The 21825-nt window shown below is 52.2% G+C and carries 20 protein-coding genes; 8 read left to right on the top strand and 12 right to left on the bottom strand.

The window, feature by feature from the left end; translation table 11 throughout:
* Positions 1-290 precede the first annotated feature (290 nt).
* From ACJJJA_RS13085 to ACJJJA_RS13055, 7 genes are all read right to left on the bottom strand, one after another.
* A complete protein-coding gene (locus ACJJJA_RS13085) occupies positions 291-1712 on the bottom strand; it encodes an 8-oxoguanine deaminase (protein WP_444904904.1) in 1422 nt (473 codons plus the stop codon).
* Positions 1713-2058: 346 nt separating this feature from the next.
* Positions 2059-2481 (bottom strand): GNAT family N-acetyltransferase, encoded by a 423-nt coding sequence (locus ACJJJA_RS13080; protein WP_444904903.1) that lies wholly within the window; start codon positions 2479-2481, stop codon positions 2059-2061.
* 1 nt (position 2482) lies between these two features.
* Positions 2483-3637, bottom strand: coding sequence for a JmjC domain-containing protein (locus tag ACJJJA_RS13075; protein ID WP_444904902.1), 1155 nt, complete (start codon positions 3635-3637; stop codon positions 2483-2485).
* Between the two features lie 157 nt (positions 3638-3794).
* Positions 3795-5168, bottom strand: a complete 1374-nt coding sequence (purB, locus tag ACJJJA_RS13070; RefSeq protein ID WP_444904901.1) for an adenylosuccinate lyase — start codon at positions 5166-5168, stop codon at positions 3795-3797.
* Between the two features lie 15 nt (positions 5169-5183).
* Positions 5184-5819 (bottom strand): high frequency lysogenization protein HflD, encoded by a 636-nt coding sequence (gene hflD / locus ACJJJA_RS13065; protein WP_152453442.1) that lies wholly within the window; start codon positions 5817-5819, stop codon positions 5184-5186.
* Positions 5820-5828: 9 nt separating this feature from the next.
* A complete protein-coding gene (mnmA, locus tag ACJJJA_RS13060) occupies positions 5829-6974 on the bottom strand; it encodes a tRNA 2-thiouridine(34) synthase MnmA (protein ID WP_444904900.1) in 1146 nt (381 codons plus the stop codon).
* A 97-nt stretch (positions 6975-7071) separates the two neighbouring features.
* A complete protein-coding gene (locus tag ACJJJA_RS13055) occupies positions 7072-7686 on the bottom strand; it encodes a pseudouridine synthase (RefSeq protein WP_444904899.1) in 615 nt (204 codons plus the stop codon).
* 149 nt (positions 7687-7835) lie between these two features.
* On the opposite strand from ACJJJA_RS13055, the gene icd reads away from it, so the two are divergent.
* Entirely contained in the window at positions 7836-9086 is a 1251-nt protein-coding gene (gene icd, locus ACJJJA_RS13050) for an NADP-dependent isocitrate dehydrogenase (RefSeq protein ID WP_252081790.1), read from the top strand.
* A 115-nt stretch (positions 9087-9201) separates the two neighbouring features.
* Here icd and cspD read toward each other — a convergent pair whose 3' ends face one another.
* Positions 9202-9510 carry a cold shock domain-containing protein CspD gene (gene cspD, locus ACJJJA_RS13045; RefSeq protein WP_286036961.1) on the bottom strand — a complete coding sequence of 103 codons (309 nt, stop codon included), beginning with the start codon at positions 9508-9510 and terminating at the stop codon, positions 9202-9204.
* Positions 9511-9790: 280 nt separating this feature from the next.
* Here cspD and clpS point away from each other — a divergent pair, with 280 nt between their 5' ends.
* Both clpS and clpA read left to right on the top strand, forming a co-directional pair.
* Positions 9791-10171 (top strand): ATP-dependent Clp protease adapter ClpS, encoded by a 381-nt coding sequence (gene clpS, locus ACJJJA_RS13040; RefSeq protein WP_252081789.1) that lies wholly within the window; start codon positions 9791-9793, stop codon positions 10169-10171.
* A gap of 134 nt (positions 10172-10305) precedes the next feature.
* Entirely contained in the window at positions 10306-12591 is a 2286-nt protein-coding gene (gene clpA / locus ACJJJA_RS13035; protein ID WP_444884721.1) for an ATP-dependent Clp protease ATP-binding subunit ClpA, read from the top strand.
* A 91-nt stretch (positions 12592-12682) separates the two neighbouring features.
* On the opposite strand, the gene infA is transcribed toward clpA, so the two are convergent.
* The 4 genes from infA to trxB all read right to left on the bottom strand — a co-directional run bounded on the left by infA (position 12683) and on the right by trxB (position 15472).
* The gene (gene infA, locus ACJJJA_RS13030; protein ID WP_010130378.1) at positions 12683-12901 is read right to left on the bottom strand and encodes a translation initiation factor IF-1; all 219 of its coding nucleotides are present in this window, start codon (positions 12899-12901) and stop codon (positions 12683-12685) included.
* Positions 12902-13027: 126 nt separating this feature from the next.
* On the bottom strand, positions 13028-13747 hold the full coding sequence (locus tag ACJJJA_RS13025; RefSeq protein WP_252081787.1) for an arginyltransferase: 720 nt from the start codon (positions 13745-13747) through the stop codon (positions 13028-13030).
* The gene (gene aat / locus ACJJJA_RS13020; protein ID WP_444904898.1) at positions 13740-14459 is read right to left on the bottom strand and encodes a leucyl/phenylalanyl-tRNA--protein transferase; all 720 of its coding nucleotides are present in this window, start codon (positions 14457-14459) and stop codon (positions 13740-13742) included. The genes ACJJJA_RS13025 and aat overlap by 8 nt, the downstream gene beginning before the upstream one ends.
* A gap of 71 nt (positions 14460-14530) precedes the next feature.
* Positions 14531-15472 carry a thioredoxin-disulfide reductase gene (gene trxB, locus ACJJJA_RS13015; RefSeq protein ID WP_252081785.1) on the bottom strand — a complete coding sequence of 314 codons (942 nt, stop codon included), beginning with the start codon at positions 15470-15472 and terminating at the stop codon, positions 14531-14533.
* Between the two features lie 401 nt (positions 15473-15873).
* Between trxB and ACJJJA_RS13010 the strand changes: the two genes are divergently transcribed.
* From ACJJJA_RS13010 to crcB, 5 genes are all read left to right on the top strand, one after another.
* Positions 15874-16911 (top strand): class I SAM-dependent methyltransferase, encoded by a 1038-nt coding sequence (locus ACJJJA_RS13010; RefSeq protein WP_444904897.1) that lies wholly within the window; start codon positions 15874-15876, stop codon positions 16909-16911.
* A gap of 98 nt (positions 16912-17009) precedes the next feature.
* Positions 17010-19352: a DNA translocase FtsK gene (locus tag ACJJJA_RS13005; RefSeq protein WP_435583613.1), complete on the top strand. Its 2343-nt coding sequence runs from the start codon at positions 17010-17012 to the stop codon at positions 19350-19352.
* Between the two features lie 85 nt (positions 19353-19437).
* Positions 19438-20052 carry an outer membrane lipoprotein periplasmic chaperone LolA gene (gene lolA, locus ACJJJA_RS13000; RefSeq protein WP_444904896.1) on the top strand — a complete coding sequence of 205 codons (615 nt, stop codon included), beginning with the start codon at positions 19438-19440 and terminating at the stop codon, positions 20050-20052.
* Complete coding sequence (locus ACJJJA_RS12995; RefSeq protein ID WP_444904895.1) at positions 20045-21388, top strand: replication-associated recombination protein A; 1344 nt, start codon at positions 20045-20047, stop codon at positions 21386-21388. The genes lolA and ACJJJA_RS12995 overlap by 8 nt, the downstream gene beginning before the upstream one ends.
* A 19-nt stretch (positions 21389-21407) precedes the next feature.
* Positions 21408-21782 carry a fluoride efflux transporter CrcB gene (crcB, locus tag ACJJJA_RS12990; RefSeq protein WP_444904894.1) on the top strand — a complete coding sequence of 125 codons (375 nt, stop codon included), beginning with the start codon at positions 21408-21410 and terminating at the stop codon, positions 21780-21782.
* The last annotated feature ends 43 nt before the right edge of the window (positions 21783-21825 follow it).

The raw sequence follows: 21825 nt of genomic DNA, 5'->3' as shown, positions 1-21825 counted from the left end.
GCAAATTCTAAACTTGCTTGCAAGTGGTAACAGATACTCCTTTGACTCATTTGAAATTTTTGGCTTGCTGTCTGTATGGAGTCCTATTTCGGTATTGGGCTAGAGAAGGGCAAACAAAACTGAGAGTGCAGCGCTGGTTGAAAAAAACCGTACAGCAACGCCCTAGGTAGATACCTTTTCTTTCCTTCCACACTTACTACTATTCTGTGCCCATTAGCCATTAGCCATTAGCCATTAGCCATTAGCCATTAGCCATTAGCCATTAGCCATTAGCCATTAGCCATTAGCCATTAGCCATTAGCCAGTAACCTCTGGCTCCATTGATTGTGATCTCGAATAACGGGTTCCATATCTATTGAAGTAATCTCTCCATTGCTCACAACTTGTCGACCGTGAATTACTACAGTTTTTGCTGATTGGGGGGCGCAGAAGACGATCGCTGCAACTGGATCTGAAAGAGCCCCGGCATATTGAATAGTGTTGAGTTCTAGAGAAAAGAAATCAGCACAACGCCCAACTTCCAATGCTCCGATATCAGTGCGATTAAGAACGCTGGCACCACCGATAGTGGCAAGCTCTAAAGCTTCCCTGGCTGTCATCCATTCCGGCGAGCGTAGAGGGTGGGACTGAGGAAGTTGGGCGTAGCGATGTGGCCCCTCCGGTGGGCGAAGGCCCATGCGCAACCTTGAGAGCAACATTGCCTGGCGGGTTTCCAAGAGCATATTGGAGGCGTCATTACTGGCTGACCCATCCACACCAAGTCCCACTTTAATCCCAGCTGCAATATAGTCTTTAACGGGGGCTATCCCTGATGCAAGGCGCATATTAGAGCTTGGACAGTGAGCGATGCCACACCCGGTACGAGCAAAAGTATTTATTTCTTGTGTATCGATGTGTATTGCGTGAGCAAACCAAACATCGGGCCCCAACCACTCGCTTTCTCCCATCCACTCCAGAGGGCGCTTGCCAAATCGTTCTAAAGTGTGGCGCTCTTCATCAAATGTTTCGCAAATATGCGTGTGTAGCATAACGCCTTTATCACGGGCCAGCAGGGCAGTTTCTTTGAGCAGATTTTCCGAAACAGTAAATGGAGAGCAGGGGGCCAGAACAATTCGAGTCAGGGCTCCATAGCTTGCATCGTGATAGCGATCAATGACCCGGATACTGTCTTGGAGAATAAAATCTTCATCTTCGACACTTTCATCTGGGGGTAAGCCCCCTTGTGATCTGCCCAAAGACATGGAACCGCGGCTTGCATGGAACCTCACCCCTAAGTCCTTTGCTGCTTCAATATGAAAGTCCACTTTGTTGCCACTTTTAAATAAATAAGAATGGTCAAAAACCGTGGTGCAACCAGAGAGAATAAGCTCAGCCAAACCAATCAAAGCACTTGTGCGGGAGGCTTCTGGATTTATCCGGCTCCAGATAGGGTAGTGAAGCTGAAGCCAGGCGAATAAATTTTTGTTCTGGGTCGCTGGCAGGTTGCGGGTGAGAGTCTGGTTTAGATGGTGATGAGTGTTCACCAGTCCTGGTAGGACTATCTGCCCGCTAGCGTCAATAATGGTGTCAGCGCTCATGGGTAGTTTATCTGTGGGGCCTACAGCCGTGATAATGCCTTCTTCGGCAAAAATACCGCCATTGGGAATCTCACGCCTTTCTGGGTCCATGGTTACCAGGACTTCAGCGTTCTTAAGCAGCAGTGTCTTGGGCATATGGTCTGAGCACTCACTTATAGGGTTTCCTGGCATTCTGATATTAGCCTGGGCAGTCTTTCGCAGGGCGAGAGTTTTGACCCGAGTAATAAGTAGCCGGTACTCCTGCGGTTACTCCAAGTTGCGATACGGAATCCAGTTCAGAGTACTAAAAGAATACACTTACAAAGCCGTTATCATTTGTTTTTATTTTACTGCTAGCTACGTCGACGAATATGTTAGTCAGAAAGAGGAGGGGGAGTAGTCTCGCGAGACCTGAAAATTAGTGGCAAATATTTCGTCTTTAACGAGCAGACGGAAATGAAGGCGTCGGTATGCGTAAACATACCAGCGCCTTCATTACGGCCTAGTGCAACTGACGAATCATTTTAATATGAGGGATATTAGCCTCGTAAAAGGTTTCTCCCTCTGGGATAAAGCCACTCCGAATGTAGAAGCCTTCAGCATGCTGTTGTGCATGTAGATATACACTGCGAAAGCCCTGTCGTTTGGCAGAGTCACAAATCGCCTTGAGTAACTGGGCCCCCAGACCTTTGCCTCGGGCGAATGGCATGATCGCCATCCGCCCAACTTTACCATTTTTGCTGAGCCGTCCGGTTCCGACGGCAACATCACCATTTAAAACTAGGAAGTGTTGTGAAGATTCTTCCTGGTTGTCCCACTCCAAGGCGGCAGGAACTTTCTGTTCCTGGACGAAAACAGCTTCGCGGATAGTACGAATACTATCTTGTTCTTTTTGCCAGTCAGCGGGGCGCACCAGTGCGGCCATATCAGAAATCCTCAGGGGGGTAAATCAGTGTGCCTTGGGCTACCAATTGGTCTATTAAACCATCAGGGGTGGCAATTTCTGGATAGGTTTCAATGTCGCTCCAGGAAATTTCGTGGGACTCGGCAAATAGTTGAGCGAAGGTGATTGGTGCGGTTAGGGCTTCACCGTCGACAAATAACGTGGCCGGCTCCCTGGAAAAGGCGACTCGAGATGCTGGGTTTAGCACCAATGGCATCCCCTTTGGCATTTGCTCACGCCAGTTAGCGGCCTCATCAGCGTCTAGTGCGACGGTATCAGGGTATTTTGCTTCAGTCATCACTGCGCCAAACCACTGAGTGACCTTCTCTGGTTGCCTAAGCCACTCGGCCAGTTGTTGTTGTAAGCGAGCTACGGACTCGGGATCAACTTCCGCTGGGGATTTTGTCGGTTCCATGCCGGCATCGGTATAACGCTGGCTATCCTTCAGTCCCATTGCCACTTCGGCCGCGAGATCTTCCAATATGGCTGAGGCAGAAGGTGCTCGGAAGCCAATGGAGATTGTGGTGCAGCCGCCCTCGGCGATACCCCAGTGACTGTATTGTGGCGGGAGGTAAAGCATGTCGCCAGGCTCCAGTACCCAGCTGTTCTCGGCATTAAATTCTTTCAGGATATTGAGGGGCGTGCCTTCCAGGCGGGGATTGGTCTCATCCACTTTCGCTCCCTGCTGCCACAGGCGCTTGCCCTCGGCCTGGAGCAGAAAGACATCGTAGTGGTCATAGTGCGGTCCGACACTCCCCTGATCCGCCGCGTAACTAATCATCACATCATCCAGGCGCCAGTCTGGGATAAAGCGAAAATACTGTTTTAATTCAGCCACTTCGGAAAGCCATTGATCTACGGCTTGTACAAGCAGGGTCCAGTGCGTGCGGGGTAGGGATAGAAAGTCTTCCTCAGTGAAAGGGCCGGTGCGTAGCTCCCAGGGACCGCTCTCGCCATTTTCAAGCACCAGGCGAGATTCAATCGTCTCCTCCAGAGCCATTCCGGCAAGCTCTTCTCCTGATATGGGCGATTCGAAGTTGGGGAAAGCATTGCGGATCAGCAGGGGTTTTTGCTGCCAATAATCGCGCATAAAAACTTCAATTGGCATATCGCCGAGGTGGGTAAGGGGGCTTGCCACGGTAACTCTCACTGTTTGTTGGGCTGGGGAAATGTTCTCTAGTCTGCCACTAATAGGTGTAACTCAGCCCGAGGTTAAAGCTCAGCAGAGTAGATCGGCAGTAAAGAAGTCTGAATAAATTTCCGGCCACTGCGGTGTGGCCGGAAGCGGTGCTCACTTAAATTTTGCGAGCTTGCTCGACGGCGTTACCGATGTAGGATGCAGGAGTCATTTCCAGCAGTGCGCTTTTGGCTTCCGCAGGAATTTCCAGATTCTCGATAAACACTTTCAAGGTTTCGCGGGTGATGCCCTGGCCGCGAGTAAGGGCCTTCAGTTTCTCGTAAGGCTCTTCGATGTTGTAGCGGCGCATCACAGTCTGGATCGGCTCTGCCAGAACTTCCCAGGAGCTGTCCAGGTCTTCTGCCAGGCGTTCACGGTTGATTTCCAGCTTGCCCAGCCCCTTCATGGTGGCGGCATAAGCGATGGCAGAGTAACCGGCACCCACACCCATGTTGCGCAGTACGGTGGAATCGGTCAGATCGCGCTGCCAGCGGGAGACTGGTAACTTCGCGGCCAGGTGCTGGAATACAGCGTTGGCCAGGCCCAGGTTTCCTTCGGAGTTTTCGAAATCGATAGGATTGACCTTGTGCGGCATAGTGGAGGAGCCCACTTCTCCGGCAACGACTTTTTGTTTGAAGTAACCGAGGGAAATATAGCCCCAGATGTCGCGGTCAAAGTCGATCAGGATGGTGTTAAAGCGCGCAATAGCATCGAACAGTTCGGCAATATAGTCGTGTGGTTCGATCTGGGTGGTGTAGGGGTTCCAGGTCAGGCAGAGCGAGGAAATAAATTCTTCCGCATTCTTTTCCCAGTCGATATTTGGGTAGGCGGACAGGTGGGCATTGTAGTTGCCTACAGCACCGTTGATTTTACCCAGCAAGGGGACAGCCCCTACCTGGGCTACCTGGCGGCGAAGGCGCGCAACCACGTTGGCGAGTTCCTTGCCCACGGTCGTAGGGCTGGCGGTTTGGCCGTGGGTGCGAGACAGCATGGGCACATCGGCGAAATCCTGGGCTAGCTGGACGATCTTTTCTACCAGGCTATTCATTGCGGGCAACATAACGTTGTCACGACCAGCGCGTAGCATTAGAGCGTGGGACAGGTTGTTGATGTCTTCAGAAGTGCAAGCGAAGTGCACGAACTCGCTTACTTTTTCCAGCTGGGCATTGCCGCTGATTTTTTCTTTGAGGAAATATTCAACCGCTTTCACGTCGTGGTTGGTGGTGCGCTCAATTTCTTTGATACGCCCAGCATCTTCCAGGGAAAAGTTGGCCACAATGCTATCGAGTAGCTGGTTAGCAGCTTCATCGAACTGCTCTACCTCAGTAATTTCTGAGTGCGCGGAGAGTTTCTGAAGCCAGCGCACTTCCACTTCAACACGGGCGCGGATCAGGCCGTATTCACTAAAAATTTCGCGTAGGGGGGCAGTCTTGCTCTCGTAGCGACCATCAATAGGGGATACCGCTGTGAGTGCGGAAAGCTCAACTGTCATAGTAAATCTCCGGGATTAGTTTTTTATAGATTCGATCTGTGCGATTAGCTCGTCGGTCGCACGCAATAGTTTTTTGCGTTGAAATAGCAGATGCAGGCGCCTTCCGCCCAATTGTCGCCACAGCGTGGCTGAACGGATACCGGCAAACAGCATTGAGCGGATTTGGTTAGCGACGCGCTGTTGCTGCAGGAAATTAAAATCTCCCAGCACCTGGATACGAAAGCGGAAAGTGCCGAGGGTATCGCTATAAATACTGGCGAGATTGGAAAATACATTCTCGTGGGTGGGGGCGAAGTGTTCCGCCTGAGTCTTGGCTTTTTCGAGGCGGCTGCCAATGATGGAGAGCAACTCTCCTTTCTTACTCAATTGCCTCTGCAGATAAAGCACAGACAGTGCATAGCGCAGGCAGTCTGTGTATTCAGGGTGTTGCCGCGATTGCAGTAACTGCCGTGAGACCTGCAAGCCGGGCAGCAGCTTCTCTGCGCCGGCGAACACATCTTCGGTGCGATCTGGGTTGAGCTGGAAAAGGCTGTATACCCCGGTTTCCAGCTGGGCCTGGGGAGCGGTGCCTGTTTTGGCCAAGCGCTCCACTAAAGTTGCGGATTGAAATATTCCGGCCAATGCCAGAGCCTGATCCCGCCAGTTATTCAAGGTTACTCCTTAGTGTTTCTTGTATTTTTCCGGTACGGCAGTGCCGATACCTGTAGCCTGTTCGATAACTGCGCCGCCGAGGCATATTTCGCCATCGTACAGGACCAGGGATTGTCCTGGGGTAATTGCCCGCTGTGGCTCGTCAAATTCCACAGTCAGGTTACCACCCTTTTGCACCCGTATTGTGCAGTCCTGGTCTGGCTGTCGGTAGCGGGTCTTCGCTTGACAGCGGAAAGACTCACCCGGTGCGGCGCCATTGATCCAATGTGTTTGGGCTGCCACCAGACCCGTGGCGTAAAGCAGGGGGTGATGTGCCCCCTGGGCAACAATCAATACGTTGCGCTCTAGGTTCTTTCCGACTACGTACCAGGGTTCTTCGCCCGCGCCTTTTACCCCTCCGATACCAAGACCCTGCCTCTGTCCTATGGTGTGGTACATCAGGCCGGCGTGGCGCCCCATAATTTCACCTTCTGGAGTTTCCATGTCGCCCGGCTGGGCGGGCAGATACTGCTCCAGAAAGTCCTTGAAGCGGCGTTCGCCAATAAAGCAGATCCCCGTACTGTCTTTTTTATTGTGGGTGATAAAGCCGTTTTCCTCAGCGATACGCCGTACCTCAGGTTTTTCCAACTCGCCCAGTGGAAATAGAGAGCGAGCAAACTCACCCTCGCCGACAGCGTGGAGGAAGTAGCTTTGATCCTTGTTGCCATCCAAGCCCTTGAGCAAATAGGTGCGACCTTCTATATCGCGTCGGCGGGTGTAATGTCCGGTGGCAATGGCATCAGCTCCCAGAACTTCGGCATATTCCAGGAAAACTTTAAACTTGATCTCCCGATTGCACAGAATGTCCGGGTTAGGCGTGCGTCCGGCCTTGTATTCTGCCAGGAAGTATTCAAAGACATGGTCCCAATACTCGGCAGCAAAATTGGCGGTATGCAGCTTGATGCCCAGTTTTTCACATACCGCCTGGGCATCGGCCAAGTCTGCTTTCGCGGTGCAGTACTCAGTGCCGTCATCTTCGTCCCAATTCTTCATAAACAAGCCCTCCACCTGGTAGCCCTGCTGCATGAGCAGAAGTGCGGCTACAGAGGAATCCACACCGCCGGACATACCGACGATGACGCGTTTGGGCTGTTTGTTGTGCGTGGAATCAGGCATAAGAAGGACAGTCACTACTTCACTGGGATGGAAAGGGGGCGAATTTTACCTGTGAATCGGGCTTCTGACCAAGGCCGCTTTTATCTTGGGTTATTACTTATTGTCTCCGGCGAGGACGATTGCGCTTCTGAGGTGGCTTCGACTTGCCTTTGGGCCTTGGCTTAGGCGCAGAGAAAACCTCCTCCGAGCGGTGCTGCCCCGGCTGCAGAGTGCCGAGATTCCAATTGCCGATAGCCATTCGAACCAAGCGCAGGGTAGGGAAGCCAACCGCTGCGGTCATACGTCGCACCTGACGGTTTCTACCCTCGTGAATGATAAGTTCTACCCAGCTGGTGGGAATGGACTTGCGCTCTCGGATTGGGGGATTGCGCGGCCACAGGTCGACTTCGGAGAGTCTGCGGGCCTTAGCGGGCGCTGTGCGTCCATCCTTCAAATCTACGCCTTTGCGCAGAAACATCAGGGCGTCATCTGAAATGTCCCCCTCTACCTGAGCCCAGTAAGTCTTCGCCATCTTTCTCTTCGGGTGGCTGATTTGATGTTGTAGCGCTCCATCATCTGTGAGTAGTAGAAGTCCCTCTGAGTCATAGTCGAGCCGACCCGCGGCATAGAAGCCCTTGTGCGGGATATAGTCTGCCAGCGTGGCGCGACCCTGGGGGTCTGTGAATTGGCTTAACACGCCAAAAGGTTTGTTTAGGAGAATAATCTTGGGCATAAGAAAAATTGAGTATTGTAATCCAACTACAAAAATTAGCCGATGCTGCTATAATCCCGCCGATTTTTATCCCCGCCCAATGGTCCCGGGGGAGCGGTGCAAGCAACGCTGGACCTAAAAAGTCATAGAATTTTGGGAGTTTACGCAATATGGGTCACATCCAAGTGCCGGCAGACGGCGAAAAAGTTACAGTCAATTCCGACGGTTCGCTGAATGTTCCGAATCGCCCGGTAATTCCGTTCATCGAGGGTGACGGCATCGGTGTGGACATCACTCCGGTAATGCGCAAGGTAATCGACGCTGCGGTAGAGAAAGCTTTCAGCGGCGACAAGAAAATCGAGTGGATGGAAATCTACTGCGGTGAGAAAGCCGCAGAGACTTACGCTGGCGACTGGTTCCCAGCTGAAACTCTGGAAGCTATTAAAGATTACGTTGTCAGCATTAAAGGCCCCCTGACCACTCCAGTAGGCGGCGGTTTCCGTTCCCTGAACGTTGCCCTGCGTCAGGAGCTGGACCTGTATGTTTGTCAGCGTCCAGTTCGCTGGTTCAGCGGTGTACCTTCTCCGGTTAAAGAGCCGAACAAGGTAGACATGGTTATCTTCCGTGAAAACTCTGAAGATATCTACGCTGGTATCGAGTGGAAAGCTGATACCGACGAAGCCAAGAAAGTTATCAAGTTCCTGCAGGACGAGATGGGTGTTAAGAAGATCCGTTTCCCTGAGAACTGTGGTATCGGTGTTAAGCCGGTTTCTGCAGAGGGTACCAAGCGTCTCGTGCGCAAGGCTATCCAGTACGCTGTGGACCAGGATCGCGATTCCGTAACCCTGGTGCACAAAGGCAACATCATGAAGTTCACCGAAGGTGCCTTCGCCGATTGGGGTTACGAGCTGGCTCGCGACGAGTTTGGCGCTCAGCCGCTGGACGGCGGCCCCTGGCACAGCTTCAAGAACCCGAAGACTGGCAAGGAAATCGTTGTTAAGGACGTAATTGCTGACGCTATGCTGCAGCAGATCCTGCTGCGTCCGGCTGAGTACGACGTAATTGCTACCCTGAACCTAAACGGTGACTACCTGTCTGACGCACTGGCTGCACAGGTTGGTGGTATCGGTATCGCTCCGGGCGCAAACCTGTCCGACGACGTTGCCCTGTTCGAAGCAACCCACGGTACTGCACCTAAGTACGCTGGCCAGGACAAGGTTAACCCGGGTTCTCTGATTCTTTCCGCTGAGATGATGCTGCGTCACCTGGGCTGGAACGAAGCTGCTGACCTGGTAATCAAGGGTATGGAAGGTGCTATCGAAGCGAAAACCGTAACCTACGATTTCGAGCGCCTGATGGATGGTGCTGAGCTGAAATCCTGCTCTGCGTTTGGTGACGAAGTGATCAAGCACATGGCCTAATTGGCTGATTTGGGGCTAGGTTTTTTAATCAACCTGGCCCTAGCTAGAAAAAGCCCTTTGCTTTGCAGCAAGGGGCTTTTTTGTTGGCGGGGTCTGCTTGTGCGGGCTTGCAGGGTTAGTCGAGCATCTCTGCCTCTTTTTCCCGCTCTGTTTCAGAGTGGTTGGGATCTGCAATAGCGGCCACTTTGGGGCTTTGGGGGCTAGGTGCGGTCTCTGCCGCCACTGCGGTGGAAATATTGGCGGCGTGATAGCCTTTGTCGCCTCTGACGATATCAAAGGTGACCTGTTGGCCGGCCTTTAGGGTTCGGTAGCCTTCCATCTGAATAGCGGAATAGTGCGCAAACAGATCCTCCCCTCCTTCATCTGCAAGAATAAACCCATATCCCTTAGCGTTGTTGAACCACTTCACGGTACCAGTAGGCATATCGAACTCCCTCTAATTGCCTGAGTGGCCAGTCGGCCACCTTACAGAGTTTTTATATTTATTTGACCTGCGGATTAATCGGCTGCGATCCTATCTGCGACTAACGGCTGTGAATGAGCAGGCACTACCTCTTGTAGTCAACTGCTATAGGAATGTCAAGAAACCGCGCTTGAGGCTGTGATCTCCCTGTGTCGTTGGTCAAATAAGGTTACAATGGCAGGTCATTGATGGTTGAGCATGCTGCACTATCAAGGCTCGATAGAACACATTGATAATTGTTATGAGTATTTTGCAGGTCATTAAACTAGGCTCCAGTGATTCTGGAGAAGACTATTTCGACGGTGAGGGTTCCGAGGGCGGGCTCGCATTGGAGGAGGCGCCGCCACGGCTCAAGCGCCCGCCTATGTACAAGGTCATCATGTTGAACGATGACTACACCCCCATGGACTTTGTCGTAGAGACTCTGGAGTTGTTTTTTGGGGTTAACCGTGAGCGCGCCACACAGTTGATGTTGCAAGTACACACGCGGGGAAAAGCAGTGTGCGGTGTCTATACTCGGGATATAGCGGAGACAAAGGCCGCTCAGGTTAATCAGTTCGCCCAGGAGAATGAGCATCCACTATTGTGTGAGATTGAGGCGGACGAGAGTAAAGACGATTGATTGAAATTACAGCTGCTTTAGCACAAGGGTCCCGTCACCTGAAGGGAATCAGCCAGGAGTTAGACGCCGGCAAAGGGTGCACGCCTACCAGCGGAGTCGGCGGGGAACATTGGCGATTAGGGTTTGAGGTTTAAATGCTCAGCAAGGACTTAGAGGTAACGCTCAATCTGGCGTTCAAGGGTGCACGAGCGAAGCGGCACGAATTCATGACTGTGGAGCACCTGTTACTGGCGCTTCTGGATAATGAGTCGGCTGCTGACGTGTTGCATGCCTGCGGGGCCGACCTGAGCGCACTGCGCCGCGAACTATTGGAGTTTGTGGACTCTACCACGCCGTTAATCCCAGAGGCGGACACCGATCGCGAAACTCAGCCCACATTGGGTTTCCAGAGGGTGTTGCAGAGGGCTGTTTTCCATGTTCAGTCATCGGGGAAAAAAGAGGTTACCGGTGCTAATGTACTCGTGGCTATTTTCTGTGAGCAGGAAAGCCAAGCCGTTTATTATCTGAAGCAGCAGAGTGTTGCGCGTATCGATGTAGTCAATTACATCACCCACGGAATTTCCAGGGTCGGTTCCAGCGGCAACAATCACAATCACCACCACGGTTCAGATACCACCCAAGAGCAGGTGGAAGAGGAGATCAGTACAGGCTCTGAGCCTGGAGGTTCTGACCCCCTGGAGAGTTACGCGACCAACCTGAACCAAGAGGCTATCTTGGGGCGAATTGATCCCTTGGTAGGGCGAGGCCCCGAAGTAGAGAGAGTCACCCAGGTTCTTGCGCGGCGTCGCAAAAACAACCCCTTGTTGGTTGGAGAATCCGGAGTTGGTAAAACTGCAATCGCGGAGGGGTTGGCCCGGCGAATAGTGGATGAGGATATCCCTGAGCCACTAAAAGAGAGCACTATTTACTCCCTCGACCTCGGTTCTCTACTCGCTGGTACCAAGTACCGTGGGGATTTTGAGAAACGTTTTAAAGCGCTGCTGGCAGAGCTGAAGAAGCGCGAGCATGCAGTCCTGTTTATTGATGAAATTCACACCATTATTGGAGCCGGCGCAGCATCCGGCGGCGTTATGGACGCCTCGAACCTGTTGAAACCGCTGCTGTCCAGCGGTCAGCTCCGCTGCATTGGCTCCACCACCTTTACCGAATATCGCGGCATTTTCGAGAAAGATCGTGCGCTTTCCCGTCGTTTTCAAAAGATCGATGTCAGTGAACCATCGGTAGAGGAGACTGTGCAAATATTACAGGGGCTTCGGAGTTGTTTCGAAGACCATCATAAAGTTCGTTTCACTGACGCCGCCCTCGATGCCGCGGCTCAACTTTCCAGTCGCCATATCACCGAGCGCTTCCTGCCTGACAAGGCGATAGATGTAATTGATGAGGCCGGAGCTTTCCAATCGCTGTTGCCGGTTGAAGAGCGCACTGAGGTGATTGGTATCAGTGAAATCGAGTCGGTAATTGCCAAGATGGCCCGTATCCCGGCCAAGAGTGTCTCCGCTTCTGATAAAGAGCAGTTGTCCAAGCTTGATGACAACCTCAAGATGGTGGTATTTGGCCAGGATCGTGCAATTGAGGCGCTCAGTACGGCGATCAAGCTCAGCCGTGCTGGGTTGGGTGCTGAGGAGAAGCCCATAGGATCCTTCCTGTTCTCAGGCCCCACAGGCGTTGGTAAGACTGAGCTCTGTCGGCAGTTGGCCAAAGTGATGGGGATTGAGCTAATCCGCTTCGATATGTCTGAGTATATGGAGCGACATACGGTTTCCCGTTTGATCGGTGCGCCACCGGGATATGTGGGTTTTGATCAGGGCGGCTTGCTGACTGATTCTGTGACTAAGCATCCACATAGTGTAGTGCTGCTCGATGAGATTGAGAAAGCTCACCCAGAAGTCTTCAACCTGCTTCTCCAGGTGATGGATCACGGAACTCTGACAGATAATAACGGCCGCAAGGCGGACTTCCGCAATGTCATATTAATTATGACCACTAATGCGGGCGCTGAGCTGATGAGTCGTCGGTCTATCGGCTTCTCCAGCCAGGATCACTCCTCCGATGGTATGGAGGAAATCAAAAAGATGTTTACCCCAGAGTTCCGCAACCGCCTCGACAGTATTATCCAGTTTGGCTCTCTGCCACTGGATGTGGTTAAAACTGTAGTGGATAAATTTATTGTCGAGTTGCAAGCGCAGCTAGATGACTCTCGTGTGACTCTGATCGTAGATGATGAGGCTCGCGAGTGGCTGGCTGTTCGCGGTTACGATGAAAAAATGGGGGCTCGCCCGATGTCCCGTTTGATACGAGACAAGCTGCGTAAGCCACTGGCTGAGTCAGTCTTGTTTGGTGAGTTGGCAGAAGAGGGGGGCCGCGTGGTGGTCGTCATAGAGAATGATGAACTCTCCATAAAAACGGCGGTTCCTGCCTAGCTCTACAAAAAAATGCATCAAAAAAGCCACCGCAAGGTGGCTTTTTTGTGTCCAGGGCAAATCACCTTAAGCTCTTTGCCTGGCGAGCGAATTAGCGGGCGCGGTAGGTGATGCGACCTTTGCTCAGGTCGTAGGGGGTGAGTTCCACTTTGACCTTATCGCCGGTGAGGATGCGAATGTAGTTTTTACGCATCTTTCCAGAGATGTGCGCAATGACCACGTGTCCGTTTTCCAGCTTTACGCGGAAAGTGGTATTTGGCAGGGTGTCGATCACCTCGCCTTCCATTTCAATATAATCGTCTTTTGCCATGCGGCAGCAACCTTCAAATAACTTGATCAGACCTTTACCCCGGAGGCAATCTTGCCTAGCCGCGGCTTGACGGGCGAGCATTTTGCACGAAAAGGCAGAATAGAGCAAAGGGCGCGTGCGTAGGAATTATAGAGATTTCAGGCTCCAGCGGTTCTCTGTGAGCATTTCAATGGGTTGGAACTGGCTTTTGTAGGCCATCTTATGGCATTTCTCTATCCAATAGCCCAAATACAGATTGGGAAGCCCTAATCTTCTGGCCCATTCAATTTGGTAGAGAATGCAGTAACTGCCCAGACTGCGCTTGTCCTCATCCGGGTCGAAGAAAGTATAGATGGCCGACAGGCCTGCAGTAAGCAGGTCGGTGACCGCCACTGCGACTAGGCGCCCACGTGCACGCAGCTCAATATAGCGAGTAGCTCCCCAGGCCGGGCTTAGGAAGCTGCGATACTGCTCGCGGCTCGGAGGGTACATTTCCCCATCGGCATGACGTTGCTCAATGTAGCGTGCATACAGCTCGTAATGCTCATCAGTGTCGATGGATTCGATATGAAAGATATCCAGGTCCTTATTGCGTTTCCAGCAGCGGCGCTGGTTGCGATCCGGTACAAAAAGGCCCACTGGTACACGGGCGGGCACACAGGCCCTGCATGTTGCGCATTGAGGTCGGTAGAGATAGGCCCCGCTGCGACGAAAGCCCAGCTCTGAGAGGCGGTTGTAAAGGCGCTGGTCTACCTCTGTCTGCGGGTCCACAAATACCGTTGTAGCCTCCCTATCTGGCAGATAGCCACATGGGTGGGGCAGGGTTGCCAAAAGCCGGACCGAGTCGAGCTGAGAATATTTACCCATAAGTCCACGAAAGTTTCCAAGGCTGCGGAAAGGCGGGTTGTATAAGGCCGTCCTCCAGCAGGTGTTCGAAGTCCCTACGACACATTTCAACGGCCCCAAGACTACTCAGGTGGGGGTTGCTTACCTGGCAGTCGATCAGTGGGCAGCCCCACAATTCTAATTGGCGAACGAGGTGGACAAAAGCGACTTTGGAAGCATCTGTCTCCCTGTGAAACATGGATTCCCCAAAAAAAATACGGCCGATTGAAAGACCGTAAAGTCCACCGACCAGCCGACCCTCACGCCATACCTCAACGGAGTGGGCATGGCCCAGATGGTGCATGTCGATATAGGCCTCGGTCATCTCATCGGTAATCCAGGTGCCATCTTCAGAACTCCTGGGGAGGCGGCAACCCTCGATTACTTGTTCGAAGGCTTGGTCAAATGTGACTGAGAATATACCTCTGCGCAGGGTTTTACGCAGACTGCGGCCAATATGGAAGTCGCTGGGTATTACTACACAGCGCGGTGAGGGGCTCCACCAGAGGATAGGCTGGTCTTCGGAAAACCAGGGAAAGATACCTCGGCGATAGGCGGCCAACAACCATTCCGGGGAGAGATCTCCACCAGCTGCGAGGAGTCCATTGGGATCGTCTAGAGCAGTCTGGGTAGAAGGGAAATCTATATGATTGTGGTCGAGCCACATCAGGCGGCTTTGGGTATTCCTTGCCACAAACTGTTTCCTGTCCTGGGGCTGAGGAGGCCCGGGTAGCCTTGAGACTACCCGGGTGAGAAGCAGTTTTGTTAGGCGTCGAGGAAACGCTCGGCGTCCAGGGCTGCCATACAGCCGGTTCCAGCGGAGGTGACCGCCTGACGGTAGATGTGATCAGACACATCGCCAGCTGCAAACACGCCGGGCACAGATGTCTGAGTGGCGTTACCCTCCAGGCCACTTTGCACGATGATATAGCCGTTATTCATTTCAAGCTGATCTTTAAAGATGTCGGTATTGGGCTTGTGGCCAATCGCGATAAATACACCGGCGGCCTCCAATTCTTTGGTGGAGTCGTCCTGGGTGCTGCGAACGCGCAGGCCGGTTACTCCGTTGTCATCACCAAGAACCTCGTCGAGGGTGTGGTGAAAGCAAAGTTTGATATTGCCGTTTTCCACCTTCTCCATCAGGCGATCCTGAAGGATTTTCTCGGCGCGAAGCTCGTCACGGCGGTGGATCAGGGTAACTTCACTGGCGATATTGGACAGGTATAGGGCCTCTTCTACTGCGGTATTACCACCGCCCACAACGGCTACTTTTTGATCGCGATAGAAGAAACCGTCACAGGTCGCACAGGCACTGACACCACGACCCTGGAAGGCTTCTTCAGACGGTAGGCCCAGGTATTGAGCTGAGGCACCAGTGGCGATGACTAGGGCGTCGCAGGTATAGGTTTCATTGCCCTTCAAAGTGAATGGGCGATTGTTCAGATCTACAGACTCGATGTGATCAAAAATAATCTGGGTGTCGAAGCGCTCGGCGTGTTGTTGCATTTGCACCATCAGATCGGGGCCCTGCAGCTCGGGGATGCCACCGGGCCAGTTTTCAACTTCTGTAGTGGTGGTCAACTGCCCACCCTGTTGCATACCGGTAATAACAACGGGGTTCAAGTTTGCGCGGGCTGCATAAATGGCTGCTGTGTAGCCTGCGGGGCCAGAACCGAGAATAATCAGTCGATGATGGTTGTTGCTCATGAAACTCTCTTTAAACCTGTCTGTGTGCAAAGTTTACCCAGAGAACTGGGAGTCCACCTAGCCGGCCATATTTTGATCAGCCAAAGCTATTAGATTGGCCGATATAATAGGCGATAGTGACAATTCGACGAAATAGTTTGCCTCAATTTATGCCATTGGAAAGTGCTATTTAGATCGCTGCAGTGAGTCGACCCGGTTCTCACCACTCAGAAACGACATCAATAATTGAGAATAATTCATTGTTTTTATTGAATAAATTGCGATTTATTTGATGTGAAGTCCGCCCGGTACGACTTATAAAGTATTTGTATTTGGTCACAAGAGGGCTCGGAGGAGGTGTTTTCATCCTTTTGGTAGTTAGCCAAATTTGGGATGCATAACAACGGCCAAAGGGCGAAGCCATGAGGCAGGGCAGAAAAATAGTACCGTTGAATCTGGGCAGCAATTTGATTGGCCACCCCACATTTACCTTCAGTCTCAGTAATGAAGCACAGGTATTTGTGTCGGAAATCCTGGATGACACCTTCTCCTTGAGGCTTTCTGTCGATTTAGGGCCTGATGGTAGCCATATTGCCAGTTTGCATGGCCCTCCAGATTTAGTGGAGTTGTTCGCATCCCTGAAGCTGCAGGTCAGATGCGATATTGTGGCGGATGGGTACAATGTCCTTTCCCATGATGCTTTAGACGCCTTCGTGGCTTCACCCGAGTCGAAAGCAAAGCTACTCGAAGCGCTGGATCTCAGAGAGGGAAATAAAGTACTGGATTTAATGAGCGGCAGTGGCGCGGTCAGCCAGTTGCTGTTGGAGTATGGTGATAAAAAGTCAATGGGGCTCGCCCTCAGTATGTGCGATACCCACCATTCCCAGCTCAAGCGTATCAACTCAAAAGTGCGTGAAAGGGTTGTCGATGTTACTGTGGGTGATGCCAGGGCATTGCCCTATGAAAAGGAATCTTTTGATGCGGTAGTACTCAAAATGGGGCTGCACGAAGTGCCCCAGTTGGACCAACCGTTGGTAATGAGGAATGTCTTTCGGGTCCTGAAGCGAGGGGGGCGTTTTATTATTTGGCAATTGCTGCCGGCCTCCGGTGTGATACAGGATGTGTTTACAGATATCGTACGAAAAACCAGCATGTTGGCTGGCTGCGAATCTCAAGCATTCAACCGCTATTTCCCCAGGCAGGACCAGATATCCTGGCTGTTTAAAAGTGCTGGGTTCAGAGGGTGTGAGGAAATATTTCAGGCTGAATTCACTTACAGCACCCAAGCAAGCCTGGGTGCCGAGCTGGGTGGAGACTCCAGCAAACTAGAAATACTGAACAACTTTGCCCGCGACAGAGTGCCCCAAGAGATAAGAGATTCGCTGTGTTGGCGGGATACTGGAGAGGATATCTCCCTTAAGATCCCGGCTTGTATATATCGCACATACAAACCAGCATAAATCAAAGATAATTAGGCCATCGAGGAAATCGCTCAAGTAGCGATTTCCGTTTGTTACAAGTACCAGAAAGCAACAACAAAGAATATTGAGGTAAGCCATTGAAGGCCGAAAGCGCAACCGGAGAAAATTCTGAAAAGAGCGGTGCATTGCCGGATTCACTCGTCGCCCGTTTGGTCCGTGAGGGAGCATTAATCTGCCTGCTGGCAGGGGCACTATTAATGGCTATCAGCCTGCTCAGTTACGATTCCCAAGATCCAGGTTGGTCCCATACCGGGCAGGTCGGAAAAATTCACAATGCCATTGGTCCTGCAGGCGCCTGGCTCGCCGATGTCTGCCTTTCTCTATTGGGTTGGATGGCCTATCTGTTTCCCCTGTTGATTGGCTTGCGTGCTTATAAAATCTTACGCGACCGCAATGCACGTTTCCATGCTCCCCTGTTTGCGCTGAGAGTCTTTGGTCTGTTCCTTCTGTTAATTAGTGGTGCCGCTTTGGCGACACTATGTTTTTCTCCCGCTGACGATCCTCTGCCTTTCACCAACGGCGGAATCATTGGAGACGCGCTATCTAGTTCTCTTCAGGGAAGTCTTGGTTATGTTGGTGGGACCATTTTATTGTTGGCGATTTTTGCCATTGGTGTGACGGTATTCACTGGCCTTTCCTGGCTCAAGTTGGCTGAGTCCATTGGTCGTAATGTGTTAGGGCTTATCGCCTGGTTGAGCAGTTATTACAAGCAATGGCGCCTGAAGCGCACAGAACAGCGCGTGGCGCGGGAAGCCATAGTCGTGCGCAAAGCCGCAGTGGAAGAAGAGAAGCAGCGCACCGCCAAGCGAATTCCCCCCAAGATTGAAGCGGCTCCAGTAAAGCCCAAGCAGAGCCCCCGTGCGGCTAAAGAAAAGCAAGGCGAATTATTCAAGGGCGGGCCTGTTACAGGAACATTGCCACCTTTAGGCTTGCTTGATCCTTCCGATCAAAATAAGAAACCGGGCTTTTCCCGGGAATCCCTCGAAGCCCTGTCGCGCTTATTGGAGCTGAAGCTTAAAGATTTTGGTGTGGTAGCCGAAGTTGTATCGGTATTGCCCGGTCCTGTGGTAACCCGTTTTGAGATCCAACCGGCGCCGGGTGTAAAGGTGAGTAAGATTTCAAACTTGGCCAAAGACCTGGCCCGATCTTTGGCGGTAATCAGTGTCCGCGTAGTGGAGGTGATCCCGGGGAAATCGGTGGTGGGTATTGAAATTCCCAATGAAAATCGACAAATGGTACGTCTTAGTGAAGTGCTGTCCGCCGATGTCTATGAGAATGCCAAATCACCCCTGACATTGGCACTTGGGCACGATATTTCCGGCCAACCGGTAGTGGCCGATCTCGCCAAGATGCCCCACCTCCTGGTTGCCGGTACCACTGGATCTGGTAAGTCTGTGGGCATCAATGTGATGTTGCTCAGCCTTTTGTACAAGTCTACTCCGGATGAGGTTCGCCTGATCTTGGTGGATCCGAAGATGTTGGAGCTATCGGTGTACGAGGGTATTCCCCACTTGCTCACTCCGGTGATCACCGATATGAACGATGCGGCCAACGGCTTGCGTTGGTGTGTGGGCGAGATGGAGCGTCGTTATAAATTGATGGCGGCGATGGGAGTGCGCAATCTAGCGGGCTTTAATCGCAAGATAAAAGAGGCAGAGGAAGCTGGTGAGCCGATTTTAGATCCACTGTGGGAACCGGATCCTGCTTCCAGCGTTCCGGCTGAAGAGCAAACCGCTCCTGCACTTAAGGCACTGCCCGCAATCGTGGTTGTTATTGATGAATTTGCCGACATGATGATGATCGTTGGCAAGAAGGTGGAGCAGCTGATTGCCCGTATCGCACAGAAAGCCCGTGCTGCGGGGATTCATTTGCTGTTAGCTACTCAACGACCCTCAGTGGATGTGATTACCGGATTGATCAAGGCCAATGTGCCTACCCGTATCGGTTTCCAGGTTTCTTCCAAGGTGGATTCCCGCACAATCCTAGACCAGGGCGGTGCCGAACAGCTGCTCGGTCACGGCGATATGCTCTACCTCCCTCCGGGCAGTGGGGTGCCAGTGCGGGTTCATGGCGCCTTTGTGGACGATCATGAAGTGCATAAAGTCGTCGCGGACTGGACGCGGCGCGGAGAACCCGAATATATCGACGGCATTGTTGATGACAGCAACAACAGTATTCCAGTGCCTGGCCTGCAGTCTGAGGGCGGTGATGAAGATGACCCTGAGGCTGATGCTCTTTACGATGAAGCGGTTGCCTTTGTCACCAAATCGCGCAAAGCATCCATCTCTTCAGTTCAGCGCCAGCTTCGCATCGGCTACAATCGCGCCGCGCGAATTATTGATGCCATGGAGGCTGCCGGAGTTGTTTCACCGGCGGGGCATAATGGCAACCGTGAGGTATTGGCTCCGCCTCCAGCCTAAAAAGGAGGGGCGGCGCCATCCAAAGTTAAGCTGCGGTTCACTTCCCGCTGACTAATCTTTAGGGAAATCAACATACTGGGAATCAATGATGAAGAATATTCTGCGCAACTTCCTGCTGGTATTGACCGTTGCGAGCAGTGCAGCCTGGGCCGATGCTACAGAAGAACTCGGCAAACTCTTGCAACCGTTGTCTTCCCTTTCAGGAAACTTTAAGCAAACGCTGGTTGATGAGCGCGGTAAGGTATCGCAAAAAAGCAATGGTAGTTTTTCTGTACAGCGGCCAGGCAAGTTGCGCTGGAAAACCGGCGAGCCATACGCCCAGTTATTGGTAACGAATAATAAAACCCTTTGGCTCTATGATCCGGATCTTGAGCAGGTCACTATACGTCCGGTGGATGAGCGTATGAAAGAGACCCCAGCTTTACTACTCGGCGGTAAAGTTGAGGATATTCGTAAATCATTCGATGTGGCTTTAAAGGACGGTATTTATCAGCTGACGCCAAAAAATCCAAAGGCGCCGTTCAAGTCTATGGAAATTCACTTTGCTAAAGATGGTCTGCCATCTGCTATGAAAGTGCGCGACAGCATGGGGCAGAGCACGGAGATTGTTTTCAACAGTTTGAAAGCAAACCCGAAACTTTCTGAGTCCATCTTTAATTTCAAGCCGCCCGCTGGTACAGACATAATCAAAGATGAGTGACCTGTTTCAAACCCCGCAACGGCATCAGCCGCTGGCCGCAAGAATGCGGCCTAATTCTCTGGCCCACTATGTGGGCCAATCGCATTTATTGGGAAAGGGAAAGCCGTTGCGGGAAGCGGTTGAGCGCGGCCAGTTACACTCAATGATCCTGTGGGGACCACCAGGAGTCGGCAAAACCACATTTGCCCGGCTGTTAGCTGAGGAGTGTGATGCGCGCTTTGCTACCCTTTCAGCGGTGTTGGCGGGGGTGAAGGATATTCGGCAGGCAGTGGCAGAGGCCGAGCAACAGCGCATGCAGTCAGGCCGCAATACCATTCTTTTTGTCGACGAAGTACATCGTTTTAATAAGGCGCAGCAGGATGCTTTCTTGCCCTATGTAGAAGAGGGCACGGTGACTTTTGTTGGCGCTACTACCGAAAATCCGGCTTTTGAGCTGAACAACGCCCTCCTATCCCGCTGCCGTGTGTATCTACTGCGCAGTATTCCCGAAGAAGATCTAACCGGGCTGCTTGGGTATGCTCAGCAGACGGATGATCAACTGCGCGAGCGCAATGTTCATATCCCAAAAGAAGTTTTGGCTAAAATTGCCCGCGCGGCCGATGGGGATGCGCGCAGTGCCCTGAACCTGCTGGAAGTCGCCTGCGATTTGGCCAGGGAAGAGGGCGGTAGGTTGCTGGTCGATGAGGATGTGCTCAGTGAAGTGCTCAGCGCCGACGTGCGTCGATTTGACAAGGGCGGTGATTATTTTTATGACCAAATTTCCGCCATGCATAAATCGGTACGGGGTTCAGACCCCGATGCCGCGCTTTATTGGTTTGTGCGCATGCTTGATGGTGGTTGTGATCCCTTATATGTTGCCCGCCGGGTAGTGCGAATGGCCAGTGAAGATATTGGCAATGCCGACCCGCGAGCATTGCAATTGGCTCTTAATGCCTGGGATGTACAGGAGCGTCTCGGTAGTCCCGAAGGAGAGCTGGCCATTGCGCAGGCAATTACCTATCTTGCTGTCGCGGCGAAAAGTAACGCAGTTTATAGCGCTTATAAGCGTGCAGTGGCGGATGTGCGTCGTGATCCCAGCTACGAGGTGCCGTTGCATTTGCGCAATGCCCCCACGAAGTTGGCGAAAAGTTTGTCGCATGGGGCCGAGTACCGCTATGCCCACGATGAGCCAGATGCTTTCGCAGCCGGGGAAAACTACTTCCCCGAAGAAATTGCGGACAGAGAGTATTACCAGCCGGTTCCCCGTGGGCTGGAGTTAAAAATTTCCGAAAAGTTGCAGGTGTTGCGCCGGCTTAACAGTGAGAGTGACCAGCAACGCTATAAGAAGAAACCGTAAGGATTTAAGGTAAAAGACCATGCAGTGGCTGGCCATCGCCATAGGTGGTGCCTTGGGGGCAATACTTCGTCACCAGATAAGCGTCTGGACCTATCCGGTATTCAGTGGGAAATTCCCGCTGGGTACATTGATCGTGAATGTGCTTGGATCATTTTTGATTGGCATCGCCTACATTTTGATCACCCATAGAGCAATGCTCGGAGAGGAGTGGCGCCTGTTAATCATGACAGGAATGTTCGGTGCACTGACCACCTTTTCCACTTTCTCCCTAGAAAGCTTGATACTGTGGCACAATGGCCAACCTTTGATGGCTCTTGGCTATATTGTCGGCAGTCTCATTTGCTGCCTGGCGGCCACGGGAGCCGCGGTCGCCTTAGCGACGCGTTATTTTTAACCAATATTTATTTTAATTTTGTTGTAGGAGCCTGGTTACAGGC

This window comes from Microbulbifer mixtoriginis (SeqCode), from assembly GCF_052466865.1.
The sequence above is the reverse complement of the archived record's forward strand: the minus strand, read 5'-3'. Positions and strand labels throughout refer to the sequence as shown.